Here is a 10,462-nt window from a genome sequence, read left to right on the forward strand (position 1 = left end):
GTCGGCCAGCCACTCCTCGGTGAACGCGTCGCTCACCGTCGGCACCACACCCAGCTCGACCAGCGCGGAAGCGACATGCCGTCCACGCCATCCACGCCGGCCGCCCCTCCCCCGCCCACCCCAGCGGACGGTTCCTGCTCACCCTGACACCGAAGGCGTACGCGGGCACCGGCGTGCAAGCCGTCCACCCCGGCCAGTAGCCGCCGGCCGCCGGCGGCAGAAGACGGTCACCACGCCCCCCGCCTGCACTGCCGACAGGATGTCGCTTTGCCCTGGGCCTGGCCCACCGCGACCTGACACCAGCAAGCCCCGGCACTCCTTCGCCGGGAGCAGCACCGCTCGTTCCAGGGCTGTTGCGTTGCCCTGCCGCCTCTCGTCTTCCAACGTCCGCCCGTGCGGACTCTGGCCTCGCGCCTGCGAAATCGTCAACAACGCCCTGGATTCACAGCCAGATCACATAGCCGGACGCATCCGCAGGGGACGAAAATAGATGTCGGGCCGAATGCCGGAGCCGGATCATGACCGCATGCACCCTGACGACTGGCATCTGACCGACGACCCGGACGAGTTCATGGACCGGGCGGGCCGCTTTCTCTGCTCCCGCCCGGCCCTGCACACGGTGCCGCTGACGGTGCTTCACGCCCTGCGCAGCCGGGGGCGGCATCTGTACAGCGACGAGGCCCCCCTGTTCGGCATGCTGCGCGGCGAGACCGACGGCATCGGCGCCGCGTTCCTCCACACGCCCCCCTTCCCGCTCCACCTCAGCCCTCTCGGCACGGAGGGCATCGAGGCGCTGGCGGGCCGCCTGGCCGACGCCGGCCACCCGCTCGCCGGCGTCTCCGGCGAACACGGCACGGCCGCGGCCCTCGCCGCCGCCTGGCAGCGGCGAACCGGTACGGCGACCCGGCTCACGCAGCGCCAACGGCTGTACGAGCTGGCCGAGTTGAGCACTCCGCAGCCGCCCCCTGAAGGCCGGGCGCGGGTGGCCGGCCCGGCGGACCGGGAGCTGTTGATGCGCTGGTATGACGAGTTCAAGGACGCGGTCGGGCAGAGTGCCGGCCAGGGTGCGGGCCCCTGGGCCGACGCCCGCATCGACCATGGCGGGGTCACTCTCTGGGAGACCCCCGACGGCGAGCCGGTCTCCATGGCCGGTGTAACCCCCGAGTCCGCGGGCCAGGTCCGGGTGGCCCCGGTGTACACGCCAAAACACCTGCGCGGCCACGGCTACGCGGGCGCGGTGACGGCGGAGGTGAGCCGCACCGCCGTGACGGCCGGGATGGGCCACGTGCTCCTCTTCACCGACCTCGCCAACCCCACGAGCAACGCCCTCTACCAGCGGATCGGCTACCGCAAGGTGGCCGACTTCGCGGTGTGGGGGTTCGGGGACTGAGCCCGCCTCGGACCGGGCGGGTCACGGCCACAGAAGGTTCTTTCTCCAGCCGAACTCCGTGCGCCGGTACTCCAGGCGTACGTGGCGGCGGTCCGGGCCGCCCCGGAGGAACCCGACCGCCTCCGGGCGCAGCCGGTAGAACGTCCAGGTGAAGGAGGACTCGGACGCGTTCCTCCGGGCCTGTTCCCAGGCCGCTTCCGAGGCTGGCCGCAACTCCTGCACCGAGGACAGCTCCGTGCTCTGCCGACCGGTTGCCAGGATCTGACTAGCCAAGTCGGCGTCGAATCGTGCAGCGGCGTCCTCGCCGGGCAGCGCGGTCTGCTGGGCCTGGGCCGCTTCCACGGCCGCGGCGGCCACACTGTCCGCGTCGCGGACACTTCGACGATTTCGACGGCACCAGGAGTGCCGGAGGTGAGGGAGTCGCCGGGAGCGGCCCACCGGCGCAGGCGATCCCCCCGCCAGGGCAGAGACGACAGCACACACAGAGCGCACCATGCAGGCGAAGCCGGTGCCGTGCGAACCAGCACACCGCGTCATTCCGAAGGAATGCGAAACTCGAATTCGGGACGATCCCACGGAACGGCGGGCGGGTTCGCGAGCGCGGTCCCGATCCGCACTGCACCGACGCGGTGGTAGAACTCCTCGGCGGGACGATGCGACACGACCAGGACACGGTCGAGCCCAGCGGCACGGGCCTCCGACTGCATGTGCGCAACGAGCAGTCGCCCAACACCCCGTCCTTGCGCTTCGTCGGCGACGAACAGCAGGTCGAGCTCCGGTGGAGAGAGAACGAGCGAGTAGAACCCGAGGACCCGGTCTCCATGCTCGTCGGCGCCGACGGCTACGAAGGCGCGGTGGGCCTCGATGTAATCGGGACCGACCCGGTAGCCCGCGACTGCGGATGCGTACTTACCCTCGTAGGCGCCTGAGCCACGCACGAGCCGAGTGAGCCGCTTGGCATCCCGCGCGACGGCCCTCCGTATCGTGACCGGCTGACTGATCGGGGACGTGCGTGAACTCATCGGGAGAGTATGTCGCACCGGAAGATGCCTTCGTGCGGCGGGTCGGCTGCTCGGGCAGGCGTTTCTGCACCGCTCCGGGGAACCACTCGCGCAACCCGCGATCGACCACGTCACTGCCGCGTCGCCCGCCGGCAGCAAACACCTTCACAACAGGCCCTAGCGCCGCCTGCCTGCCTGCCTGCCGGACACGACGCCCCGCCGGGAGACGCCGGACCCTGTTCGCCCGGTCAGTCCGCGGTGGGGACCGGTGTCTGCTGCTCGGCCGCCGGCGACGCCTGCGTGATCACTTCGGAGCGCCGCCGACCCCGGTCCATGACACCGCCCGTGAAGGCGAGGCCGAGACCGGCCACGGCGAGCGCCGCGCCGACCAGGTTGGGCGCGGCCCAGCCCCAGCCGGCCGAGATGACCAAGCCGCCGAGCCAGGCACCACCCGCGTTGGCCAGGTTGAAGGCCGAGTGGTTGGAGGCCGCCGCCATCGTCGGGGCGTTCTTGGCCTTGGCCATGAGCAGCATCTGAATGGGTGTGGTGATGAGGGAGCCCATCGCGCCGATGAATGTGATCATCACCATGGCAGGCACGGTGCTGTGGACCGCGAAGTAGAAGGTCACCAGGGCCGCGGCCAGCAGGATGAGCCCCCAGTACATCGTCGGGCGCAGCGCGCGGTCGGTGAGCGGTCCGGCGATCAGGGTGCCCAGCGTCATACCCACGCCATACAGGGCGAGCACCCAGGTCGTCGACGAGTCGGAGATTCCGGTCAGGTGCGTGAGCATCGGGACGAGGTAGCTGTACACGGCGAAGAATCCGCCGAAGCCCACGACGGCCGTGGCCAGACCGATGACGACCTGCTTGTTGCCCATGGCCCGCAGTTCGTGCCGGATGCCGGACTGCTCCCCGCGCGGCTGGTGCGGGACGAAGGCGGCCAGCGCGGCCAGCGCGATGAGGCCGATGACGGCGACCGCGCCGTAGGCGGAGCGCCAGCCCAGATGCTGGCCGAGAGCCGTGGCGGCAGGAACCCCGACGATATTGGCGATGGTGAGTCCGAGGAACATCTTCGAGACGGCGCGTGCCGCCCTGTCCGCAGCGACCAGCCGCGAGGCGACGACGGCGCCCACGCCGAACAGCGCGCCGTGCGGCAGACCAGCCAGGAAACGGGCTGCGAAGAGCGTGCCGAAGTCGGGAGCGAGCGCCGACGCCGTGTTGCCGATCACGAACAGACCGGTCAGGAGCAGCAGCAGCCGCTTGTGCGGGACACGCGCGCATATGCCCGTCAGCAGCGGAGCGCCGACGACGACACCGAGCGCGTACGCCGACACGACATTGCCGGCGTGCGGTACGGACACACCGATTCCGTCGGCGATCTGGGGCAGCAGCCCCATGGTGGCGAACTCGGTCGTGCCGATGCCGAACGCGACGACAGCCAGGGCCAGCAGAGCCAAGGGCATGGTGCAGGAGAACCTTTCAAAGACGACGGGCCGGGGACCGGGAGCAGGGCGGTGCGGACTCGTCCGCGGTTTCCTCGCCCGGTCGCGCCAGTCGTCGTGACCTGAAGCGCCCTGGGAAGAGGGTGAGCCCAGAGGGATGCAGCAACGAAGCGAAGCATCCATTCCAAGATCGCCTCGCGATGTGCAGCATCGGGGCCGGGCCCGGGCCCCCTGGCTGCGGCGGTCGGCCCCGGCCGGTGAGCCAGGATAGCCGCCGGGCCCCGACACCGACCGGGAGGGGCCATCGCCCGAACGCACCACGGGCTGCCCGAGGAGCCCGGCGTCTACGTGTTTTCCGATGCTGTTGTTCGAACTCGGCTGGTGACGTGGTCGAGGGCACTGTGGTGCCTGGGGGCGGATACGCATGGAGCTCGCCTCACGGCAGACGGCGCTCCTGGAAGAGGCCCGCGTCTGCAATGCCGCACGCCGGCACCGCCTGACGGCGGAGCACCTCGACTCGGTGCGCGCCGGTCTCGGCCCGAGCGCCCTGCTGCCCGTCCGGCCGGAGCCGGCCTCCGATGTCGGCGCGGTCCTCGCCACGCTGCCCGAGGGGGGTCCGTGGAGTTCGTCCGGGAGGCACCGGACGGGCCGATCAGCCACGCGATCGTCGACGACACCGACTACCAGGAGAGTCTCCTGTCGCACAGTCCGCATTGGCCACTCTCGCCTCAGCAGTCGTAGACCCACTCCTCCCCGAAGCATCACCAAACGGTCTTTCTGTGACAAATATCTTTTCAGGGCGTGGGGTGCGAGGCGGCTTTCACCTTCTAGTCGTTGCCGCTGCAGGCCTCATGCAGGGGCGGAGACCGGTGCCCTTTCACGTCGGTGCTGTACTCGTGGCCCTGGCCGCAGTCGCATTTCTGTGGGCTTCTGTGCCGCCTCCGCTACTGCATAACGTGCCCCGGTCTGCAGCAGCCGTAGCCCGGCACCCATCCGTATTCGTGACCAGCGGTCCAGCCCGTCCAAGAGGCTCTAGGCGTAATCTCCAGGCCTCACCGGGTCACGCAGATGCACTACTTCCTCAGGGATCGCCGGCCACAGCCCAGCGAGACACAGTGCAGCACGTCCGTCCCTGTCATCAGGTCCTCGGCGTGAGCCTGACCAGCGGGTAGTACGGGCGGGCGGCGTCTATCGCGTCCGCGAGGGCGCAGCCTCGCGTAGAGGTGGTCGTCCAGATCGTCGCGGGCACCGGCGATCACCGACACCCGGACCTGGGCGGCTTCGGTGAGCGCCCGGCACAAGGCGACCTGTGCGTCGAGGTGGCAGCCGTAGCCGTAGACCGGCAGTGGGAAGCCGTCGCTCACGATGGTCGCACTGAAGCAGGGGACGCGCAGGGGCGTCGCCAGGACGGTGATCGTGACCCGTACCCCGGCTGCCCGGTACCGCTCCAGCAGCCCGGCCGCCAGCCGCGGGACGGTGGCCGGGTCGACGGCGGGCATGGGCCCGGCAGAGGTGCTGCGGTGGATCGCGTCCCGTTCGATCACCTCGTACAGACCGTGCGCCACCGCCTCGTCGCGAGTGTTTCCGCTGGCCAGGCCGTTGCTGGTGGCGGCGAACAGCGGCGGCCGCCAGCGTGTCCCGACTCGGCGGTCCAGGCTCAGGCATTCCAGCGGCACCAGTGACCGGCCACCGTCGTCGAGCCGTACCGCGGTACGCCACGCGAGCCGGGTGGCCGGGTTGAGGCAGTGCCGCGGGTGCAGCGCGAGTTCGTCGAGCCGGTAGCCCAGTTCCGGCTCCACATCTCCGGCGGTACCGGTGTGGTCGGGCCGGGTGTCCAGGTTCGCGCCGTGCCAGCGTTCGATCGCTTCCATGGCCGCCGACACCTTCGCGGAGATGTGGTCCAGGCCCTTGCCCTGGTACACCGAGAGGTAGTTGTTCGCCGGGCTGATGGCCTGACAGACCGGGATGCCGATGTCGTCCAGCCAGGTCACATCGGCGATCCGGGTGACACCTGCGGCGGTCAGCAGTGGGGCGATCCGGGCCCAGGTCCGCGCGGGAGGACACGTACGGTGTGTGCCCGCGAAGTACGCCTTCTCGCCGGACTCGTCATCGGATACCGGGCTTGCGGAGGGCATACCGGTCGCGGTGACACCGGATACGGCGACACCCGTCGCAGTGACACCGGTTTCGGTGACGCCGGTCGCGTCGGCCGTAGTGGCTGCCCCGACGGCCCCGGCTTCGGTCGCCCTCATCGAGCCGCTGCCCGGTCATCGGCGGAGGATTCCGGGCGGGGCCGGGCCGGTTCCGGTCCGGGATGGCCGAGGGTCAGGCTGAGGAGGTGTCGGTGACCAGGGTGTCCGGCGACGAACGCGGCGGTGGACACGTACTGCGCGCGGCCGCGCAGACATCCGCCCAGTCCGCGAGCGATCGCCGGCAGCCAGCAGTTGTGGGCCAGTGCAGCCGCTCGCACCAGCAGGTCGGAGTATCCGGCGACACCCGCGTGACGCACCGCGGTCCGCAGGTCGCCGCCGAACGACAACACCGCTGGGGCGTCGTCGAAGTGCGCTGCCGGATCGGGCAACTGCGGCGTCCCGGCGACCACGGTGAGGCTTCCATCGGCAGCGGCCTCGTACCACCCGGTGGCCAGCCCCCGCACACGGTAGGCCTGCACCAGCACCGTCAGATCGTCCGTCGGCCGTACCGGCCACCGGTCGCGCTCGGCGGCCAGTGCGGTGCCCAGCAGTTCGGACAGGTCGGTGGCGGCGATCGGGCGGTCGGCGAAGGACCGTACCGATCGGCGGCCCGCAAGCACCTCCCCCACTGAACCGGTCGGCAGCGGCACCGCCCGGCCCGCCGAGCCGATCAGCGGCACCGGCCGGGCAGCGGCGAGTTGCGAGACGAACTCGTCCATCACGTCATGCTGATCCAGCAGCGGCATCGCCGGTGTCCCTTCCGCAGAGTCCGATGATTCCGGTCGCCAGCTGATCGGCAGGGTGGAGGTCCAGCTGCCTGGCAAGGTCACCGATGTCGCCGGTCACCAGTTCGGCTCTCAGGCCCAGTTCGGCCGCGACCAGCGCCGCCTGTGCCAGAGCGCAGCCGGCGTCGAGGTGGGTCAGTCGGAAGGCGAAGTCACCGTATTTGTTCCGCAGCCGGTGCACCGCTCCGGTGACGACCACCGCGGCCCGCACCGGCCGTCCGTCCAGGCCGGTGCCTGCAAGGAGTTCGGGCAGGGACGGTTTGTCCGCGCGAGCCGCGATCAGGGTGCCGTCGTCGTACTTGAAGACGGTGCCCGGCAGTTCCGGCCAGTGCTCCTCGGTGAGTAGGAAGAGCTGGACCGAGGCGCGGTTGCCGCCGCTGGGGGACCATCGCGACGGAGAGCCGCCGTGTGTTTCGGCGGCTTCGCGGGGGCCCGCCGTGCGGGACAGCAGGAAGCTGACCGCCTGTTCGTCGAGCAGTCCGGGGGTGCATGCGGCGCTGTCCGGAGTGGCCAGTCGGCGTCGCGGGCTGGTGGTGAGGTCGAGGACGTCGGGAGGGCCGGGCCACGCTGTGGCTGCGCTGTCTTCCTGGAAGACTTCGTCCGGCGGGCTCTGCAACAGCCATTCGACGGTGTCCAGTGCCTGCTCCGCCCCCGTGCCGATGGGCCCGCACGTACGGCAGCCGGGCTCCGGAGCGGCTGTCCAGCGTCGGGTGGTGCGGTCCGGCAGCGTCAGTCGCGACAGCTCCCGGCGTGGCACCGGGTTGCCGGTGCCGGTCAGCACGGCGGTAATCTGCGCGGCGACCAGGCCGGCGAGCAGATCCGTCACGGCCGGGGGCAGGTCGGCGGATGTGTCGGCGGCCGGAGTCCTCTCCTCCGGGAAGGCCCGGTCGTGGCCGATGCGGACGCAGCCCGGGCATGCGGTGTGGCCGGAGTGGAAGCGTGGTCCGATCTCGATGGCCGCGATACGGCCGTTTGAGCGCCGCACGCTGTACCGCAGGACGTCGAAGCCTTCCGCGGCGCCGATACGGCATGCTTCCTCGAGCTGATCCATCCCGTCGCCCCGGCCGCCCCTGTCGTTTCGGCCCGCCTCCTCGCAGCGGTCCGCCTCGTCGTCGCAGAGCACGAAGAGGTTCGCCGGGCCGACCGGCAACCGGTCGCCGTGCGCTACGACCGCGACGTCGCCCACACCGCAGACCCGCAGGTCGTCGGCAATGCGCTCGGTCACGGTGGCGGGCCCGGTGAGCACCACACGGCTCAGAGCCAGCCGGGCGAGCGCTTTCGCCGATCCGCCGTCCGCTGCGGCCACCGGCCCGGTGCGGGACAAGTAGTCGGCGACCGTCTCGTGCGTTGTGATCGTGCCGGACGGGGCGGGTTCGAGCAGGCCGCGGTCGGCCAGCATGTCCAGGACCGTGGTGATCTGCTCGGCTGCAAGGCCGAGTTCTGCGGCTGTGGCGGCGAGGTCGCGGGAGCCGTCCAGCAGGGCGAACAGTCGCGGCAGCATGTCGGTTGCCGCGTTGCCGCCGAACAGGTGGCGACGGCCTACGCCCTCGACGACCAGTCCACGTTCGGTCGGGACGACGGTGAGCCCGCGGCGCAGACGTATGTGGTCGGTGTTGTCGCGATCGCGGGTGGTCGGCGGGGCGCTCATGCGGGAACCTCGTGCGGTGTCGTGTCGTTGCCCGAGTGGCGTAGCAGTTCTGCCAGTGCCCCGGTGCGGTCGAGGCCGGGGACGGTTTCGGGGGCGCAGCGTGCGCAGCCGTGGCAGCGCAGCACGCGCTGGGAGTCGATGTTTGTGCTGCGTGTGCTGAGCATGACCACCGTGCCGGGAGGGGCTGGTTCTTCGAGCATGCCGTGTGCCAGGCCTGCCGCCGCCCGGGCATGCTGGGGCAGGTAGCCGCGCGGCCCGGACGGGGGGTCGGTCTCGTAGGCGGCCCAGAAGGCGGCGGTGGTGGCGGACTGGTCGTCGTGCTGGATCCGTCGCGCCAGATAGCAGTCGAAGCAGGGACCCTCACCGGGCACCACCCACGGGCCGAGCCGGACCATCACGTCCTCGTCGACCACCGGCAGCCATGACACCTTGTGCTGCCAGGCCGCGCGGTCGGCGCTGCGGCATATCTCCGGTGCCGGCTGCTGAGCAGCTACTACGACCGCGGCCGGGCGACGGGCGAAGGCGCCGTCCAGGTCGTCCGGACCGATCCGGTACGCGCCGGACAGGCCCTCGCACAGCAGCTGTGCCACCCGGGTGCCGAAGGCGCCCAGGCCGAGGACCGGCACGGCGCCGGTCAGGCGAACGGTTGCGGCCATGGGTTGAGCTCCTCCTCTGGGTGTACGGGGAAGCCCAGGGCGGCCGGTGCCCGGTAGAGCCGGGGATGGGCGCAGAACTGGGCGAGGGGGGCCAGCGACATCGGCTGTAGATCGGGGATCACGACATTGACCGCGGTGAGGCCGACCTCGCGGAGTTCGAGATGACTGCGGTCGACCGCCAGCACCGGCATGTCGAGTGCCGACAGCCGCTCCAGCAGGGTGTCCAGTGCGGCCCGCGGTGATGCCGGAATGTCGGGGGGCGGGCGACGTGGCCCGGCGGGGATCCCTTGGTGCAGGAAGGCGAATGCCTCGGATCGTGCGGGCACGGTCAGGTAGCGGGCGCCGTCGGTGATGTCGGCGAACTCCTCGACCAGCTCGGGTGCTCCGGTCCCGGAGTTGAGCAGCCCTCGGATGCCGAGCGCTTCGGCCATGGCCTTCTCCGCGGCCCCGATCAGGGTGCGGTCGGCCGCGCAGCCGACCACGTGCCGTACCCGTGGGTCGTGCTCGGCGATCTGTACGCAGTACACGGTGGGCACCCCGAGGTCGGTGGTGGCGTCGAGCAACAGGGTGTGCAGGAAGTGCCGTTGTGCGGTGGCCAGTAGTCGGTCCAGGGCTGGGGAGTGTGCTTCGGCCGGGATGGGCGGCAGCGGCATCCGTTGGAGCCAGGTGAGCGCGACCGCGTCGCGTTCGATCACCTCGAGGATGGCGCGAACCAGCGCCTCCACCGGATCGGTGTGCACGGCGAATCCGGTGGACAGTTGGTACCAGAAGCGTTCCGCCGCTGAAGCGGCGTGAAGGCGGTAGGTCGACATGACGGCCGGCAGCCATGTCCGTTCGCGCGAGGCCAGGTCCAGGCCCTGTACCCAGCGCACTGGCGCGTTGGGGTCGAACGGCGTGATCGGGCAGGCGGGACGGGCGAGTTCGGCCGCCGAGCAGCGGGGCAGCCGAGTGGTGTCGAGGACGGGTCCGTCGAGTTCGGCGATCGTCGCCCACCGGTGTTCTGCGGTGGGCGGCTCGTAGGCCGAGTAGCGTTCGGCGGCCTCGGCGATGGCGATCATCCGGGCGTGTTCCGGGTCGCCGAACGCTCGGCCGCAGCCGGTACTTGAGGAACGGCCGGTTCCCCGGCCGGGGAATCCGCTGCCACCGTCGGCCAGGGCGACGGTCATGTCGGCCAGCCAGCCCTCGGTACGGTCGGCGCCGGTCGCGTGCACGACGCCGTAGGGCGATACCAGGTCATCGAAGCTGTTTGCGGGGCTTACGGCGAGACCTCACTTGTCGAGGACGGCATGCCGGACGCGGTGTGTGTCGCCGAGGCCGCCGGATCGTCGACGCGGGTCAGGGGTGTGAC

At 70.9% G+C, this 10,462-nt stretch carries 9 protein-coding genes and 1 pseudogene; 1 reads left to right on the forward strand and 9 read right to left on the reverse strand.

The window, feature by feature from the left end; genetic code table 11:
- Positions 1-526 precede the first annotated feature (526 nt).
- A complete protein-coding gene (locus ACWEN3_RS31995; RefSeq protein ID WP_452977855.1) occupies positions 527-1,390 on the forward strand; it encodes a GNAT family N-acetyltransferase in 864 nt (287 codons plus the stop codon).
- Positions 1,391-1,411: 21 nt separating this feature from the next.
- Here the strand turns inward: ACWEN3_RS31995 and ACWEN3_RS32000 are convergent, their stop codons facing one another.
- The 9 genes and pseudogenes from ACWEN3_RS32000 to ACWEN3_RS32040 form a co-directional block, all read right to left on the reverse strand.
- A complete protein-coding gene (locus ACWEN3_RS32000) occupies positions 1,412-1,612 on the reverse strand; it encodes a pyridoxine 5'-phosphate oxidase C-terminal domain-containing protein (protein WP_452977878.1) in 201 nt (66 codons plus the stop codon).
- Between the two features lie 30 nt (positions 1,613-1,642).
- Positions 1,643-1,774: pseudogene (locus tag ACWEN3_RS32005) on the reverse strand (IS110 family transposase); the annotation flags it as partial.
- Positions 1,775-1,923: 149 nt separating this feature from the next.
- Entirely contained in the window at positions 1,924-2,412 is a 489-nt protein-coding gene (locus tag ACWEN3_RS32010; protein ID WP_452977858.1) for a GNAT family N-acetyltransferase, read from the reverse strand.
- A 227-nt stretch (positions 2,413-2,639) separates the two neighbouring features.
- Complete coding sequence (locus ACWEN3_RS32015; protein WP_452977861.1) at positions 2,640-3,854, reverse strand: MFS transporter; 1,215 nt, start codon at positions 3,852-3,854, stop codon at positions 2,640-2,642.
- Between the two features lie 1,052 nt (positions 3,855-4,906).
- Positions 4,907-6,085: a YcaO-like family protein gene (locus tag ACWEN3_RS32020; protein ID WP_452977863.1), complete on the reverse strand. Its 1,179-nt coding sequence runs from the start codon at positions 6,083-6,085 to the stop codon at positions 4,907-4,909.
- Positions 6,082-6,771: a nitroreductase family protein gene (locus ACWEN3_RS32025; protein WP_452977866.1), complete on the reverse strand. Its 690-nt coding sequence runs from the start codon at positions 6,769-6,771 to the stop codon at positions 6,082-6,084. The genes ACWEN3_RS32020 and ACWEN3_RS32025 overlap by 4 nt, the downstream gene beginning before the upstream one ends.
- Positions 6,749-8,458 (reverse strand): hypothetical protein, encoded by a 1,710-nt coding sequence (locus ACWEN3_RS32030; RefSeq protein WP_452977869.1) that lies wholly within the window; start codon positions 8,456-8,458, stop codon positions 6,749-6,751. The genes ACWEN3_RS32025 and ACWEN3_RS32030 overlap by 23 nt, the downstream gene beginning before the upstream one ends.
- Positions 8,455-9,114: a TOMM precursor leader peptide-binding protein gene (locus ACWEN3_RS32035; protein WP_452977872.1), complete on the reverse strand. Its 660-nt coding sequence runs from the start codon at positions 9,112-9,114 to the stop codon at positions 8,455-8,457. Before ACWEN3_RS32035 ends, ACWEN3_RS32030 begins: the two co-directional genes overlap by 4 nt.
- Complete coding sequence (locus tag ACWEN3_RS32040) at positions 9,093-10,325, reverse strand: YcaO-like family protein (RefSeq protein ID WP_452977875.1); 1,233 nt, start codon at positions 10,323-10,325, stop codon at positions 9,093-9,095. The genes ACWEN3_RS32035 and ACWEN3_RS32040 overlap by 22 nt, the downstream gene beginning before the upstream one ends.
- Positions 10,326-10,462 lie beyond the last annotated feature (137 nt).

It is taken from the genome of Streptomyces sp. NPDC004561, assembly GCF_053602155.1.

Excerpts from the sequence above, each read along its gene's own strand:
- ACWEN3_RS31995 (WP_452977855.1), top strand. The coding sequence starts at position 527 with ATGCACCCTGACGACTGGCATCTGACCGACGACCCGGACGAGTTCATG.
- ACWEN3_RS32010 (WP_452977858.1), bottom strand. The coding sequence starts at position 2,412 with ATGAGTTCACGCACGTCCCCGATCAGTCAGCCGGTCACGATACGGAGG.
- ACWEN3_RS32015 (WP_452977861.1), bottom strand. The coding sequence starts at position 3,854 with ATGCCCTTGGCTCTGCTGGCCCTGGCTGTCGTCGCGTTCGGCATCGGC.
- ACWEN3_RS32020 (WP_452977863.1), bottom strand. The coding sequence starts at position 6,085 with ATGAGGGCGACCGAAGCCGGGGCCGTCGGGGCAGCCACTACGGCCGAC.
- ACWEN3_RS32025 (WP_452977866.1), bottom strand. The coding sequence starts at position 6,771 with ATGCCGCTGCTGGATCAGCATGACGTGATGGACGAGTTCGTCTCGCAA.
- ACWEN3_RS32030 (WP_452977869.1), bottom strand. The coding sequence starts at position 8,458 with ATGAGCGCCCCGCCGACCACCCGCGATCGCGACAACACCGACCACATA.
- ACWEN3_RS32035 (WP_452977872.1), bottom strand. The coding sequence starts at position 9,114 with ATGGCCGCAACCGTTCGCCTGACCGGCGCCGTGCCGGTCCTCGGCCTG.